The sequence below is a fragment of the Pseudomonas sp. CC120222-01a genome (assembly GCF_003097235.1).
In the GTDB taxonomy this organism is placed as follows: domain Bacteria; phylum Pseudomonadota; class Gammaproteobacteria; order Pseudomonadales; family Pseudomonadaceae; genus Aquipseudomonas.
This window is the reverse complement of record NZ_QEQQ01000014.1, coordinates 95,795-109,999: the sequence shown is the minus strand read 5'-3', so window position 1 is coordinate 109,999 and position 14,205 is coordinate 95,795. Positions and strand designations below refer to the sequence as shown.

The following is a 14,205-nucleotide window of genomic DNA, read 5'->3' as shown; positions in this document are numbered from 1 at the left end:
TGTTGTTCACCCGCGTGGGGCTTCAATGCAAGGATTGCTTCGGTTAGTCTCCAGAAGAATGACAACGCGTCATCGCTGCTGCCTGATCACAGTCTATTGCCAGTGTTTTGCCGCAAAGAATCGACATTTTCTGAGGCTAATTGATTACCAAAACGTATGGTCAAGCACACAGAACCCGATCAGACCTTGATCAAGATGCCCTCGCTGCGCGCGGTCAAGGCCTTCGTCGCCGCCGCCCGCTACCAGAACTTCACCCGCGCGGCCGAGGCGCTGTGTGTGACCCAGGCGGCGATCAGCCGGCAGATCCGCGACCTTGAGGAGCACCTGGGGGCCGAACTGTTCAACCGGGCCGGGCGTGCGGTCGAGCTGACCCCGGCCGGTTCGATCTTCTACGACGCCGTGCAGCTGTCGTTCACCAACATCGCCCAGGCGGCCGAGCGCATCCGCCACAGTGAATCACCCAAGCAGCGCGTCACCCTGTGTTGCACGCCGGCGTTCGCCAACTTCTGGCTGGGGCCGAAGTTACCGGCATTGTTCGCGGCCTACCCCGAGATCGACCTGAACATCGTGACGACGCAGAACTTCCTGACCCTCGAGAACGGGGTGAACCCGGACATCATCATCTGCAAGATGGCCAAAAGCGGCCAGGGCTACTTCAGCCAGCCGCTGGTCTGCGACGTGATCTACCCGGTGTGCACGCCGCAGTACCTGGAGCAGCATCCGCAGATCCAGACGCTGGATGGCCTGCGCAATGCCACGCTGCTCAACCTCAGCCCGTTCGGCCGCTCGCAGGTGGCCGAACATGTGGACTGGAAAGTCTGGTTCGCCTATCAGGACATCGACCTGGACCGGCGCGCCGCCGATGCCCCGCAACTGTTCAACGCCAACGACTACAGCCTGCTGATGCAGTTGGCACAGAATCACCAGGGCGTGGCCCTGGGCTGGCATTACCTGGTCGCGCCGCTGGTGGAACAGGGCCTGCTGGTGCGGCCGGTGAGCGACACCCTGGTGCACCGCGACACCCGCCACTACCTCAGCCTCAGCGAAGCCAAAAGCCACGATGCCAGTTGCTGCCAGTTGCGCGACTGGCTGATCGAGCAGTTTGACTGGTCGCTGCATGAGGAGGCCGGCGACCAGGCGTGATCGACCCTACCCTTTCAGGGCTGCCTCGATTCTCGCCACGTCGATCTTGCCCATGGTCATCATGGCGTCGAAGGCCCGCTTGGCGGCGGCCTTGTCGGGGTTGGCGATGGCTTCGATGAGGATGCGCGGGGTGATCTGCCAGGAGATGCCCCACTTGTCCTTGCACCAGCCACAGACGCTTTCGCTGCCGCCGTTGTTGACGATGGCATGCCAGAGCCGGTCGGTCTCGGCCTGGTCCTCGGTGCTGACCTGGAAGGAAAACGCCTCGCTGTGCTTGAACGTGGTGCCGCCATTGAGTCCCACACAGGGGATGCCCATGACGGTGAACTCGACGGTGATCACCTCCCCGGCCTTGCCCGAGGGGTAGTCGCCGGGGGCCGGGTGCACCGCCAGCACCTGGCTGTCGGGGAAGGTCCGGGCATAGAAGTTGGCCGCTTCTTCGGCATCCTTGTCGAACCACAGGCAGATCGTGTTCTTGGCTGTCATGGCAAGGCTCCATGGGAGAACAGAACGCCTTGAGTCTAGCCCTTCAGCCTTGGCTGGCGATGGCAGCGGTCGCTGCGCGGATGATCGGCGCTGATTGGAACAACGCTCGGAAGCGCCCTACTAGCGATAGAGAAATATCCTACAACCCGCAAATTCCCAGGCACTGCATCATTCCTGACGAACCTCACAAGCGACTTTTCGCAGGGAGATACAGGTTTGTCGGATTTCAAATCAAAATTGCAGCACCTCAGCGCCGAACAGATCGAGGCGTTGTACGGCGAATACCTCGGCGGTGAGAAAATTGCGCTGCTACTCGAACGTTACGCCATCGACATCGCCCCCAGCAGCCTGATCAAGGCCTTCCCACCCGTACCTTGTGCCGAGCTCGAGTGCCCTTACTGCAAGGTCAGCCTGTACGAGCGGCGTAAAAGCCGCTCGGCCAACAGCTGGAATGACAACCTGGCCTATTGCCCGAACTGCGCCCACCGCCATTACTTTCCAGGGCGCAACCGCTGGCATCGCGATTGTGCCTGCCAGCCCTGCCTGGCGGCACGTGAACGGGCCAGGCAGGCAAAGGCCATCGAGCAACGCAAGCGCATCAAGGAGCACTGGTCATTGGCCAAGCGCCTGCCGGTGCCGTTGCACAGCCTGTCGATCACCCGCCAGCTGCAGTTGCTGGCCGTGCTCGAAGTACGCATGGATACGCAAAGGGAATACATCCTGGCTGCGGAAAAAGCCACCGGGGATGCGCGTGTCAGCCCATCCCTGGGCATGGATTCAACCATCCTGATGGCGCTGCACGAGGACCAGATCCTGCTGGTCGACCCCGACTCGCCACTCGATGCCTTCAGCGACGACGCCACACCGAAGGCCTGGCAGAACAAGGTGCGCTGGGTCGCCAATGTCAGCCTGGATGACCCGCAGCGGGCCGGCCTTGCCCCCTTGTACCGGGCGCTGCACAAGGCGCTGTCCGCTGGCCCGCAGCCGCAATGGCATGACGAACTCGTCGCGGCCATCCAACTGCTTTGCAACGAAGAAGTCTGCGCCTACATCACCAGCCGCAGCGCGGAACACGGCCTGCCGTTCGAGGCCAGTAAGAAAGCCGCTGAAGCCGCAGCGCAACTGCTCGACACGCACCCCGTACGGCACATCTGGTCACTGGCCAATACCGCCGTGCGTGGGGCGCTGTCATTCGTTGCTCGCGCCCAGGTCAACAAACGCCATGCCGCCAACACCATTCCCGGGAGCATGCTGTCACTGAGCGAGCGCGCCATCCGCGAGGAGTGGCAGTTCACTGTATCGAGCTACGACAACCACGCCCCGCGTTCGGGCTTCAGCCAGGCGCTGTTCGACGTGCTGTTGCAACAGCACGATCATGGCCTGAGCCGCAAAGTCAGCGACTACATCGCAGAGCTGCCGGGGAGCGCGGACAGCAATGGCTGCACGCTGTTCTGCGCCCTGTGCGGGTCGAACCTGGTGCATGTGCAGGCGGGGCCTCGGGAGACCATCGTCAACTGCAAGGACTGCCTGGCCAGGACCTTGGTATCGACCTAGCCGACACCGGCGGCAGGCATTGACCGACGCCTCGTACAACCGTACGATTTTGCCGTACGTCCGTACGATAAACCCAGCGAGCCTCGAATGCCTGCCACCGTCACCCCTTGGTCCCGCCATGCGCTTTACCTGCTGTTCCTGCTGCCGGGGCTGACCCTGGCCACCTGGGTTACCCGCACCCCTGCCCTGCGCGATGGCCTGCAGGCCTCCACCGAGCAGATGGGCATGATCCTGTTCGGCTTCTCTGCGGGGGCCATGCTGGGCATCCTCAGCGCCGGCCGCCTCATTGCCCGTGTGGGTGCCAACCGCATGCTTCGCCTGGGCCTGCTCGGCCTGTCGGCCGGGCTGTGCGTGCTGGCGGCGAGCAGTGACCTGAACAGCGCCTGGTGTGCCTTTGCCGGCCTGCTGGTGTTCGGCCTGGGCATGGGCTGGGCAGATATTGCGGCGAACATCGAAGGTGCCGCAGTGGAAAGAGCCATCGATGCGCCGATCATGACGACCTTGCACGGGTTTTTCAGCCTTGGCACGCTGATCGGCGCCCTGGTCGGCATGGCGATGACCGCTGTCGAAGTGCCACTGGACGTGCATTTGCTGAGCATCGCCGGTTTGTCGGCAATCGCCACCTTGATGCTGATCGGGCACGCCCCTCGGGCCAGCGAGCTGCCCGACGCACAGCAGTCGGGCAGCGCCCATGAGGGACACTGGTCGACCTTGCTGAAGGACCGGCGCCTGCTGCTGATCTGCCTGGTGGTGCTGGCCATGGCCTTGGCTGAAGGCGCGGCCAACGACTGGCTGCCATTGCTGATGATCGATGGCCACGGATTTGCCCAGACCACGGGCACTTTGATCTACCTGGTGTTCACCATCGGCATGACCCTTGGCCGCTTTGCCGGAGCGCCGGTGATCCGCCGTTTCGGCCGCGCCTTCACGCTACGGGCCAGCGCCTTGATCGGCACCCTGAGCTTGGCGCTGGTGGTGTTCTGCGATGTGCAGTGGGTCGCTGCAGCCGCCGTGGTGCTGTGGGGCATTGGTGCTTCGCTGGGCTTCCCGCTGGCCATCTCGGCGGCGGGCGAAAGTGGTGCGGGCGGCGATCAGCGGGTGCGATTGGCTGCCACGGCCGGTTACCTGGCCTTTCTGGTCGGCCCGCCGCTGCTGGGCCTCATCGGTGAGCATTTCGGCCTGCGCCTGGCCATGCTGCCAGTGCTGACGCTGGTGGCCATTGCCTTCGTGCTGGCCTCTTCATTGCAGGAGCGCAAGCACCTGCAGGGAGAGACTCCAGCCAGTAACCAAGTTGGCTAACGCTGTTTGCTTTTGCTTTTGCTTTGGCTTCTAAGTGCGCGGTAGCTCAGCAAACGCCGAATGCGACTTCAGGAGGCCGAGCGCAGGCGTCTGGAGGGCCAGGGTGCGCAGCACCCCTTCGGCGTAGCCGAAGGCGCGAGATGTAGACTTGCGCAGCAAGTCGTAGGCCGCGCGGGCCCGGAAGGCGCCGGAGCGAGGGGACCCCGGAGCGCAGCGCAGGGGCCGGATGATGGGAGCCAGCGTTTTTTGGTTACTTTTTGTCGCGTTTGACAAAAAGTGACCCGCCGTAAGGGCGGAAAGGTGACTGTGCGTCGTCATCGCAAATGAATGTACTCGGAACAATCAAAACCGTCGCAGTCGATCTTTGGCTTTTGGCTTTTGGCTTTCAGATCAGGTGCGCATCCATTTGCGATGGTGGCGCACAGTCACCTTTCCGCCCTTACGGCGGGTCACTTTTTGACTGGGCAAAAAGTGACCAAAAACCCCGGCTCCCATCATCCGGCCCCTACGCTGCGCTACGGGGTTCCCTCACTCCGGCCTTGCTCCCGGGAGGACCGCGCTGAACGGCCCATCCTGGGCCGCAGCGCTTGACGGGCATCCATGCCCGTCACCTCCCTCCGCAAGACCTGCGTTCGGCCTCCTGAAGTCGCACTCTGCGTCGCCTGAACTATCGCGCGCTTAGAAGCCAAAGCAAAAGCAGAGCAAGAGCAAGAGCAAGAGCAAGAGCAAGAGCAAGAGCAAGAAGCGGCTAGCGCCGCTGACATCAAGTTTCTGGCATCAACGTCGCAATCAACGCCCGCACCGTCCCCGGCAGCGCATCCAGTTCCCGCACCAGGATGCTCCGCTCGCGCACCGCCCACGGCTCATCCAGGCTGATGGTCACCAGCTCCATGGTCTGGCTGTGCCGCAGCGCCGCCGACTCGGGGATGATGCCGATACCCACCCCCGCCTCCACCAGCCGGCAGATGGCCTCGAAACTCGACAGCTGGATACGCAGCGACAGGTTCAGGCCCATGCGCTCGACATGGTCGCGCAGAAAGCTCAGCAAGGTGCTGCCGTCGTGCAGGCCGATATGCTGAAAGTCCAAGGTCTGTTTCAAGGTCACCGTCTTGCGCCCTGCCAGCTCATGGCCGGCCGGCACGATCAGCACCAGACGATCGGTGCTGAAGTGCATCACCTGCAAGCCGCTGGCCTCCACCGGCCCTGCGATGATGCCCATGTCGCTGCTGCCATCGAGCACGCCGCGCACGATGTCCCGCGACAGGCGCTCCTGCAGGTCGACAGTCACCCCGGGGCGCTTGGCCATGAAACCGGCCAGCACTTCGGGCAGGAACTCGGTGACGGCAGTGGTGTTGGCGAAGATGCGGATATGCCCAGCCAGGTCGGTGCCGAACTGGGTGAACTCGGCTTTCAGGTAATCGACCTGGCGCATGATCAGCCGGGCATGCATCAACAACTTGTGCCCCGCCGGAGTCAGTTCGACACCACGGCTGTCGCGGTACAGCAGGCGCGTGTCGAGCTGCGCTTCCAGCGCCTTGATCCGCGCACTGGCGGCAGCCGGCGATAGGAACGCCCGGCGCGCACCCTGGGTCAGGCTCGGCGATTCGCCGATATGGATGAAAAGCCGCAGGTCTGCCAGGTCGAAATGCATTTGAAGCTCCGGTCATGGCTACCGACCTCTTCCCGCGGGCATGCCCGCTCCCACAGGGTTTGTGCAAGCTTCAAAGGCCGCGTCAGATCCCTCCGCCCGCCAACAGCTGGCTCATCACCCCGGCCAGATCCTTGACCATCACATCCGCCGTCGGCTTGTGCACGATGACGATCTCGTAGCTGTCCACCTCCGGCAACCCCTGCGCCTGCCCCAGCACCCGGTGCTCAGCGGTCGCCGCCCGCGGTGGCAACAGGCTGATGCCCATGCCGTCGGCCACTGCCGCCTGGATGCCGCTGAGGCTGGAACTGGTAAAGCTGATGCGCCAGCGCCGGCCCATGCCTTCGATGGCACTGATCATGTCTTCGCGGTACAGCCCACGCGGCGGGAAGGTCACCAGGGGAATCGGGTCTAGCTCGAACGCCGGCATGCGCGCACTGTCGATCCACTGCAGGCGCTCGGGCCAGCAGGCCACACCTTCGCGGCTGTTGCGCCGCTGCTTGAGCAGCACCAGGTCGAGCTCGCCATTGTCGTAGGCCTGGCTGAGGTCGCGGCACAGGCCGCTGGTGACTTCCAGCTTGACCTGCGGGTGCAGGCGGCTGAACGCCGACAGTGCGTTGGTGGTGCGCCCGCCGACGAAATCCTCGGGCACGCCCAGGCGTACGGTGACACCGACCATGGCCCCGGCCAGGGCTTCGAGCATCTGGTCGTTCAGCGCCAGCATGTGCCGGGCATAACCGAGCAAGGTCTGGCCGGCGTCGGTCGGCAATACGTCGCGATTGCCGCGTACCAGCAGGCGGTGGCCGACCATGTCTTCGAGGCGGCGCACCTTCTGGCTGATGGTCGACTGGGTCGAATGCAGGCGCGCGGCGGCCGTGGTGAAGCTGCCGCAATCGGCCACCACGACGATGGCGCGCAACAGGTCGAGGTCGAACAGGGCTCTATTCGATTTAACGCTGATGGACATCTTGGTATTCAACTACTGAATGACAAGACTGACTTCTACCACGCCACTCCAGGCCCGGCAACGCGCTAGTCGCCGAGCGCCATACCCTCGCGCCGCGGGTCGGCGCCACCTGCCCAACCCTCGGCGGTGCGCTGGATGATCTGCATGCCACTGGTCATGGTCATCGGCGTGACCTCGTGGCCCCACGCCGCCAGCTGGCGGATCAGCGCCGGGCTGGCCAGCCCCGCCTCCACTTCGGTCCCGGCATTGCGGCTGCCGAAATTGGGCAGGTTGGCCGCCTGTTGCGGATCGAGATGCCAGTCCAGCAGGCCGATCAGCGCCTTGTTCACGTAGCCGATGATTTGCGAACCACCGGGGGAGCCGAGGCTCGCCACCAGCTCGCCCGAGGCACGCGAGAACACCAGGGTGGGCGCCATCGCCGACAACGGCCGCTTGCCGGGCTGCACCCGGTTGGCCACCGGCTTGCCGTTTTCCGCAGGCAGGAAGGAAAAGTCGGTCAGGTGGTTGTTCAGTAAAAAGCCGCCGACCATCAAGTGCGAACCGAATGCCGACTCCACTGACGTGGTCATGGCCAGGGCCTGGCCGCTGTCATCGACGGCAGACAGGTGCGAGGTGGAAATCCGCAATGGCGAGCGGTCCGGCGCCAGGGCCAGGTTGGCACCCTGCGGGTTGCCCGGGCGGGCGTGCTTCATGCTGTACTCGCCGACCTGTTTGGCGCGCTCGGCGAGGTAGGCCGGGTCGAGCAGCGACTTGACCGGCACCGGCACGTAATCGCTGTCGGCCAGGTACTGGGCGCGGTCGGCGAAGGCCAGACGCTCGGCTTCGGCCATCAGGTGCACGGCCTGCGGCGCAGGTTCGAACCCAGCCACGGAGGCCACCTGGCGTGGCGGCAGGTCGGCCAGGTCGCGCTGCGCCGAGGTGTGCTGCAGGGCGTCGAGAATGCCCAGGGTCTGCAACACACTCACCCCACCGGACGATGGCGGCGGCATGCCGCAGATGGTCCAGGCCTTGTACGGGCCACAGACCGGTTCGCGGGCCTTGGCCTGGTAACGCTGCAAATCGTCGAGCGATAACTGCCCGGCATTGGCGTGGTGGCGCACTTCGGCCACCATCGCTTCGGCGATCTCACCCGTGTAGAACGCATCGACGCCCTGCTCTGCAATGCGCTCGAAGGTCTGCGCAAGCGCAGGGTTGCGCAGGATCGTGCCGACGGCCAGCGGCTTGCCCTGGTCATCCAGAAAGTAGCGCGCCATGGCTGGCGAGCGGGCAATGAAGGGGTCGCCGGCCACCAACGTGTGCAGCCGTTCGGAAACCGCAAAACCATTGCGCGCCAAGGCGATGGCCGGTGCGAACAGGTCCTTCCAGGGCAGCTTGCCGTGCTGGTCATGGGCCAGTTTCAGCGCCCGCAGCACGCCCGGCACGCCTACCGAGCGCCCGCCGATCTGCGCTGCACGAAACGGCATGGGCGACCCATCCGCTTGCAGGAATAACCTTTCCGTCACCCCTGCTGGTGCGGCTTCGCGGCCGTCGAAGGCCTGCACGCGCTGGCCATCCCAGTACAGGATGAATGCGCCGCCGCCAATGCCACTGGATTGTGGTTCGACCAGCGTGAGCACCATCTGCATGGCGATCGCCGCATCGATGGCACTGCCACCGGCTCGCAGCATCGCCCGCCCGGCTTCACTGGCCAGCGGGTTGGCGGCCGCCACCATGTGCCGGCTGGCGTGCACCGGCTGCAGGCCACTGCGGTAGCCGGACTCCAGCTCCGGGGGGGTGGGAAGCGGCTGGTCGGCCCTGGCAACGCCACTGGCCGTTGCCAGGCACAGGGTGGTGATCAGCGCTGTGGACACTCTCATTGGCGTGCATCCTGCCTTTACCTATCAAGCGGGCCACTGTGGGTCATGCGCATTCTTAACTTCAAGCCCCGGGCTGATTTTTCCGACAAGGACGGGGTGACCGCGCTGGCGCATGCGCGTCAGCGGGGCTACCAAGAGATGGTGCAGCTACTCAACCACTGAGGCCCACAGGTTTCGCGTCGAACTCCAGACCTGGCGTCAGGCCACCTCTTCGTACGGCAACCCCACATAATTCTCGGCAATGTTCACCAGCCCCGCCGGCGATGTCAGGAAGTACTCGCGGTCGGCCTCCTGCATCTTCTGGTCCCAGGCATCCTTGTGCTCGCCGAAGTCATGCAGCAGCTGGGTCATGAACCAGCTGAAGCGCTCCCCCTTCCAGACCCGGCGCAGGGCCAGCGGCGAATACTGCTCCAGCAGGTCGGTACGCCCCTCGCGGTACACCTTGACCAAGATCCGGTACAGGTAGTTGACGTCGGACGCCGCCAGGTTCAGGCCCTTGGCGCCCGTGGGCGGGACGATGTGCGCGGCATCACCGACCAGGAACAGATGGCCGTACTGCATTGGCTCGACCACCAGGCTGCGCAGCGGCGCGATGCTCTTTTCCAGCGCGGGCCCGGTGACCAGCTGCTGCGCCACGTCTGCGGGCAGGCGCGCCTTGAGTTCGTTCCAGAAGCGCTCGTCGGACCAGTCCTCCACCCGCTCTTCCAGCGGCACCTGCAGGTAGTAGCGGCTGCGCGTCTGCGAGCGCTGGCTGCACAGTGAGAAACCCCGTTCATGGTGGGCGTAGATCAGCTCGTGGTTCACCGGCGGGGTATCGGACAGCATGCCCAGCCAGCCGAACGGGTAGACCCGCTCGTACTCCTTGAGCACGCCTTCGGGGATGCTCTTGCGCGATACGCCGTGGAAGCCATCGCAACCCGCGATGTAGTCGCAGTCCAGGCGGTGGGTCTGGCCGTCCTTTTCGAAGGTTACGTAAGGCCGTTCGCCCTTGAGCTCGTGCGGCTGCACATTGCTGGCGGAATAGATGATCGGCGCGCCGCTGGCTTCGCGGGCCTGCATCAGGTCGCGGGTGACTTCGGTCTGGCCGTAGACCATCACCGTCTTGCCGCCGGTCAGGCCCTTCAGGTCCAGCCGCTGGCGACGACCTGCAACCAGCAGTTCGACGCCCTCATGGACCAGGCCTTCACGGTCCATGCGCTCGCTGACGCCGGCTTCACGCAGCAGGTCGGCGGTGCCTTGTTCAAGCACCCCGGCGCGGATGCGGCCGAGCACATATTCGGGGGTCTGGCGTTCGAGGATGACCGTGTCGATACCAGCTTTGTACAGCAACTGACCGAGTAGCAGGCCGGACGGACCTGCACCGATGATTGCAACCTGAGTGTTCATTGTTTTTATCTCGTTCGAGAGGGTTTGCTCTTGCATTTTTACTGGCAATAACTGCCAATTAGCTGTGCTATCCGATGAAAAAAATGCACTTTTACAAAAATCGTTCGATTAACGGACAAGCGATTACCTGATGAAATCCACCCTCCCCGGTGTCCCGCTGTTCCAGTTATATGGCGAAAACCAGCACTGGCCCGGCACCGACCTGCTGCATTGCGAGTCGATCCCGGCGCGCAGCCGCCTGCACCACTGGGAGATCAAGCCGCACCAGCACGCCGAGCTGTTCCAGTTGCTGTATGTGCAGCGCGGCGAGGCCCAGGTGGAAATCGAAGGTGTGCGCAGCACCATTCTTGAGGCTGCGATTCAAGTGGTGCCGCCGCTGACCGTGCATGGTTTTCGCTTCAGCGCCGATATCCAGGGCCATGTGCTGACCTTCGGCACCGCGCTGGTGGCCGACCTGGAACAGCGCCTGGGCGCGCCGCTGGGCGTGCTGGCGAAAGCGGCGTGTTACCCGCTGGGCAAGGACCGCATACAGCTGCGCGGCCTGATCGAAACCTTGCAACAGGAATACCAGGGCAACGCCCCCGCGCGGGCGATCATGCTCGACGCGCTGGTAACCGCGCTGATGGTGTGGATCAGCCGCCGCCAGCAACTGGGGCAGGCCCCACGCAACCGCGACGAGCGAGACCGGCAGTTGCTCGGGCAGTACCTGCGGCTGGTCGAGGCGCATTACCGCGAACACCTGTCGGTGGAGGACTTCGCCGCGCGCCTGAACATCCCCAGCCTGCAGCTCAACCAGCTGTGCCGGGCGCTGAGCGGGCAGACCGCCTTGCAGGTGATCCACCAGCGCCTGCTGCTGGAGGCACGGCGCAACCTCATCTATACGCGCATGAGCATCGGCCAGCTTTCGGACAGCCTGGGCTTCAGCGACCCGACCTACTTCGCCCGCTTCTTCAAGCGCCTGAGCGGGCAGACGCCCAATGCTTACCGGCGTGCGGTGCAGCCCGATTGATCCGCTTGACGTAAACGTCAACCTGCCCTCAGGATACTGGCATACCCCACGCCGAGCCCAAGCATGAGCAGCCAGACCTACAGCATCTCCGACCTCTCCCGCGAACTGGACATCACCACCCGCGCCATCCGCTTCTATGAGGAACAGGGCCTGCTGAGCCCCGAGCGGCGTGGGCTGGAGCGCATCTATTCGGCCCGCGATAAAGTCAGCCTGAAGCTCATCCTGCGCGGCAAGCGCATCGGCTTCTCGCTGGCCGAATGCCGTGAGCTGATCGAGCTGTACGACCCCAGCAGCGGCAACCTCAAGCAGCTGCACAGCATGCTGGCGAAGATCGCCGAGCGGCGCGCCCAGCTGGAACAGCAGATGCTCGACATCCACCAGATGCAACTGGAACTGGACACCGCCCAGGAGCGCTGCGAACAGGCCCTGGCGGCCACCCTGAACAACAACGACAAACGCTGACAGGAACCCCACCATGCCCATGCCCGCAACAGTCCGCCTGGTCGAAGTCGGCCCCCGCGACGGCCTGCAGAACGAAGCCCAGCCCATCAGCGTCACCGACAAGGTGCGCCTGGTCGACGACCTGACCGACGCCGGGCTGAGCTACATCGAGGTCGGCAGCTTCGTTTCGCCCAAATGGGTGCCGCAGATGGCAGGCTCCGCCGAGGTGTTCGCCGGCATCCACCAGCGCGCCGGTGTTACCTATGCCGCGCTGGCGCCCAACCTGCGCGGCTTCGAGGACGCCCTGGCAGCCGGGGTGAAGGAAGTGGCGGTGTTCGCCGCCGCTTCCGAGGCCTTCTCCCAGCGCAACATCAACTGCTCGATCAGCGAAAGCCTGCAGCGCTTCGAACCGATCATGGAGGCCGCGCGCAGCCACGGTGTGCGGGTGCGCGGTTACGTGTCCTGTGTGCTGGGTTGCCCGTATGAAGGCAAGGTCAGTGCCGAGCAGGTAGCACCGGTGGCCAAAGCCCTGCACGACATGGGCTGCTATGAGGTGTCGCTGGGTGACACCATCGGCACCGGCACGGCCGGTGACACCCGTCGGCTGTTCGAGGTGGTGTCGGCCGTGGTGCCCCGCGAGCAGCTGGCCGGCCACTTCCACGACACCTATGGCCAGGCCCTGGCCAACGTGTATGCCAGCCTGCTCGAAGGCATCAACGTGTTCGACAGCTCGGTCGCCGGGCTGGGGGGCTGCCCTTACGCCAAGGGCGCTACCGGCAACATCGCCACCGAGGATGTGCTGTACCTGCTGCAAGGGCTGGGCATCGAGACCGGTATCGACCTCGACCGTCTGATCGCCGCCGGCCAGCGCATCAGCGCTGTGCTGGGCCGGGCCAACGGTTCGCGGGTGGCACGTGCGCGCAGCGCACAATGAGTTTCATGCAGGTGTCACATGAGTGTGGGTGAGTGTTACCGCCCCCACAGTTTTCAGCAAAAAATCGGGTAACAGGGAAACAAATCGACAGATTTTCAGGTCACCCGATTCTGCCGATTCCGATCAAGCCATTGATTTTAAAGGGTTTTCAAAAGTTGGCACGGCACCTGCTATATGTTTGGTACAACAACAAGAAAAACGCGATAACCAATAAAAACAACATGTAACGGCTCTGACATAACAAGAACAACACGGCAGAGGCGCAGCAAGCAGATTTTTTTGGAGTAGACAGGCTTTTCAGGGGTTCGCCCCGCGGACTGACACAGAACAATAAAACTACCTGAAGGTAGCGGCAGTCAGGCTCGGATCCACAGGATGAAAGCAGGTCAGCGCTCAAAAAAATACGTTTGCTCTTGACCCCGGATGGGGGTCGCACGCAACACCCAGGCAAGCCTACAAAAACAACAAAAGGCCAGCCTCAATAATAAAAAAAGAGCAGGCAACAACGCTTATGAGGGGAGCTTCGGCTCCCCTCAGTGCTTCCTGCCCTCCTCCTCTTTCTGCTTCTCCTCGTCCTGCCCCTCGACCTTCTCCACCAGCAGCGGCATCGTGCCCAACACCAACAGCGCCAGCACCGTGCTGATCAGCGCCGTGGCCTCTCGCCCCATGCCCGCAGCCGTACCGATTGCAGCCGTCATCCACAGCCCCGCAGCGGTGGTCAGGCCTTTGACGTGGCTGGTGTCCTGGCCGTTGCCCTTGAGAATCGTGCCCGCGCCGAGAAAGCCGATGCCGGCGACGATACCCTGGATCACCCGGCTCAAGGCCTGCTCATCGGCACCGGCCATGCTTGGCGCCAGCACGAACAGCGCCGCGCCCAGCGACACCAGCATGTGCGTGCGCACCCCGGCGGACTTGCCCCGGTGTTCGCGCTCGAAGCCCAGTACGGCGCCGAGCACGGCCGCCATCAGCAGGCGCACGAGAATCCGCACGACCTCGCGCTCATCGGTGACATCGGCGAATTCGGCCAGGATGGTTTGCCAGATGAATTCCATGCGTCAGCTACCGTGCTGAAGAGATGTTGTGTCTGTGCTGGCCTCTTCGCGGGCACAGGCGCCTAAGAAAGTTGACCCTCGCACAGCCCGCAAAGTGCCCACCCGGCACCCCGATGCAGCAACCGTCCACCGCCTGCGGTCACAACCTGTAACCGCCCCCGGAGGACCCGACCATGCCCATCGAGATCGAAGAAAGCACCCAACGCTGCACCCTCATTGGTGACACGCTGCGCATCGAAGGCAAAGGCCCGGAGATCGAAATCATCACCGACGAACAGCTGCGCATGTCCGTGGCCATCCTCGCCGGCGAGCGCTTCCCGATCACCGAAGCCGAAGCTGACGCGCTGACCGTGATCGGTGCGGTGGATAGCCGCAGGCACCTCAAGGCCAGCACCCCAGGTTCAGTGATCTAGGGCTGCGGACACATTTC

Annotated in this window: 13 protein-coding genes; 7 read left to right on the top strand and 6 right to left on the bottom strand. The window is 63.9% G+C overall.

Annotated elements, in window-relative coordinates; genetic code table 11:
- The first annotated feature begins 156 nt into the window (after positions 1-156).
- Positions 157-1,143 carry a LysR family transcriptional regulator gene (locus tag N430_RS18310; RefSeq protein ID WP_110638208.1) on the top strand — a complete coding sequence of 329 codons (987 nt, stop codon included), beginning with the start codon at positions 157-159 and terminating at the stop codon, positions 1,141-1,143.
- Between the two features lie 6 nt (positions 1,144-1,149).
- On the opposite strand, the gene N430_RS18305 is transcribed toward N430_RS18310, so the two are convergent.
- A complete protein-coding gene (locus N430_RS18305; protein WP_110638207.1) occupies positions 1,150-1,629 on the bottom strand; it encodes a VOC family protein in 480 nt (159 codons plus the stop codon).
- 216 nt (positions 1,630-1,845) lie between these two features.
- On the opposite strand from N430_RS18305, the gene N430_RS18300 reads away from it, so the two are divergent.
- On the top strand, positions 1,846-3,183 hold the full coding sequence (locus tag N430_RS18300; protein ID WP_256592147.1) for a hypothetical protein: 1,338 nt from the start codon (positions 1,846-1,848) through the stop codon (positions 3,181-3,183).
- An 87-nt stretch (positions 3,184-3,270) separates the two neighbouring features.
- A complete protein-coding gene (locus tag N430_RS18295; protein WP_110638206.1) occupies positions 3,271-4,482 on the top strand; it encodes an MFS transporter in 1,212 nt (403 codons plus the stop codon).
- A gap of 763 nt (positions 4,483-5,245) precedes the next feature.
- On the opposite strand, the gene N430_RS18285 is transcribed toward N430_RS18295, so the two are convergent.
- The 4 genes from N430_RS18285 to pobA form a co-directional block, all read right to left on the bottom strand.
- Complete coding sequence (locus N430_RS18285; RefSeq protein ID WP_110638205.1) at positions 5,246-6,133, bottom strand: LysR family transcriptional regulator; 888 nt, start codon at positions 6,131-6,133, stop codon at positions 5,246-5,248.
- An 82-nt stretch (positions 6,134-6,215) separates the two neighbouring features.
- Entirely contained in the window at positions 6,216-7,097 is an 882-nt protein-coding gene (locus N430_RS18280) for a LysR substrate-binding domain-containing protein (RefSeq protein ID WP_110638204.1), read from the bottom strand.
- Positions 7,098-7,162: 65 nt separating this feature from the next.
- Positions 7,163-8,953 carry a gamma-glutamyltransferase gene (ggt, locus tag N430_RS18275; RefSeq protein ID WP_110638203.1) on the bottom strand — a complete coding sequence of 597 codons (1,791 nt, stop codon included), beginning with the start codon at positions 8,951-8,953 and terminating at the stop codon, positions 7,163-7,165.
- Positions 8,954-9,151: 198 nt separating this feature from the next.
- Entirely contained in the window at positions 9,152-10,339 is a 1,188-nt protein-coding gene (pobA, locus tag N430_RS18265; protein WP_110638202.1) for a 4-hydroxybenzoate 3-monooxygenase, read from the bottom strand.
- Positions 10,340-10,469: 130 nt separating this feature from the next.
- Here pobA and N430_RS18260 point away from each other — a divergent pair, with 130 nt between their 5' ends.
- The 3 genes from N430_RS18260 (at position 10,470) to N430_RS18250 (ending at position 12,723) form a co-directional block, all read left to right on the top strand.
- The gene (locus tag N430_RS18260; protein WP_110638201.1) at positions 10,470-11,348 is read left to right on the top strand and encodes a helix-turn-helix domain-containing protein; all 879 of its coding nucleotides are present in this window, start codon (positions 10,470-10,472) and stop codon (positions 11,346-11,348) included.
- 63 nt (positions 11,349-11,411) lie between these two features.
- A complete protein-coding gene (locus N430_RS18255) occupies positions 11,412-11,810 on the top strand; it encodes a MerR family DNA-binding transcriptional regulator (protein ID WP_060513138.1) in 399 nt (132 codons plus the stop codon).
- Between the two features lie 13 nt (positions 11,811-11,823).
- Positions 11,824-12,723: a hydroxymethylglutaryl-CoA lyase gene (locus tag N430_RS18250; RefSeq protein WP_110638200.1), complete on the top strand. Its 900-nt coding sequence runs from the start codon at positions 11,824-11,826 to the stop codon at positions 12,721-12,723.
- Between the two features lie 533 nt (positions 12,724-13,256).
- On the opposite strand, the gene N430_RS18245 is transcribed toward N430_RS18250, so the two are convergent.
- Positions 13,257-13,775: an MgtC/SapB family protein gene (locus N430_RS18245; RefSeq protein ID WP_110638199.1), complete on the bottom strand. Its 519-nt coding sequence runs from the start codon at positions 13,773-13,775 to the stop codon at positions 13,257-13,259.
- Between the two features lie 173 nt (positions 13,776-13,948).
- On the opposite strand from N430_RS18245, the gene N430_RS18240 reads away from it, so the two are divergent.
- A complete protein-coding gene (locus N430_RS18240; RefSeq protein ID WP_110638198.1) occupies positions 13,949-14,188 on the top strand; it encodes a DUF3203 family protein in 240 nt (79 codons plus the stop codon).
- Positions 14,189-14,205: the final 17 nt, after the last annotated feature.

What these genes read in the sequence shown, in the direction of transcription:
- pobA (WP_110638202.1), bottom strand. Translation starts at nt 10,339, where the DNA reads ATGAACACTCAGGTTGCAATCATCGGTGCAGGTCCGTCCGGCCTGCTA.
- N430_RS18295 (WP_110638206.1), top strand. Translation starts at nt 3,271, where the DNA reads ATGCCTGCCACCGTCACCCCTTGGTCCCGCCATGCGCTTTACCTGCTG.
- N430_RS18305 (WP_110638207.1), bottom strand. Translation starts at nt 1,629, where the DNA reads ATGACAGCCAAGAACACGATCTGCCTGTGGTTCGACAAGGATGCCGAA.
- N430_RS18250 (WP_110638200.1), top strand. Translation starts at nt 11,824, where the DNA reads ATGCCCATGCCCGCAACAGTCCGCCTGGTCGAAGTCGGCCCCCGCGAC.
- N430_RS18240 (WP_110638198.1), top strand. Translation starts at nt 13,949, where the DNA reads ATGCCCATCGAGATCGAAGAAAGCACCCAACGCTGCACCCTCATTGGT.
- N430_RS18310 (WP_110638208.1), top strand. Translation starts at nt 157, where the DNA reads ATGGTCAAGCACACAGAACCCGATCAGACCTTGATCAAGATGCCCTCG.
- N430_RS18260 (WP_110638201.1), top strand. Translation starts at nt 10,470, where the DNA reads ATGAAATCCACCCTCCCCGGTGTCCCGCTGTTCCAGTTATATGGCGAA.
- N430_RS18255 (WP_060513138.1), top strand. Translation starts at nt 11,412, where the DNA reads ATGAGCAGCCAGACCTACAGCATCTCCGACCTCTCCCGCGAACTGGAC.
- N430_RS18280 (WP_110638204.1), bottom strand. Translation starts at nt 7,097, where the DNA reads ATGTCCATCAGCGTTAAATCGAATAGAGCCCTGTTCGACCTCGACCTG.
- N430_RS18245 (WP_110638199.1), bottom strand. Translation starts at nt 13,775, where the DNA reads ATGGAATTCATCTGGCAAACCATCCTGGCCGAATTCGCCGATGTCACC.
- N430_RS18285 (WP_110638205.1), bottom strand. Translation starts at nt 6,133, where the DNA reads ATGCATTTCGACCTGGCAGACCTGCGGCTTTTCATCCATATCGGCGAA.
- ggt (WP_110638203.1), bottom strand. Translation starts at nt 8,953, where the DNA reads ATGAGAGTGTCCACAGCGCTGATCACCACCCTGTGCCTGGCAACGGCC.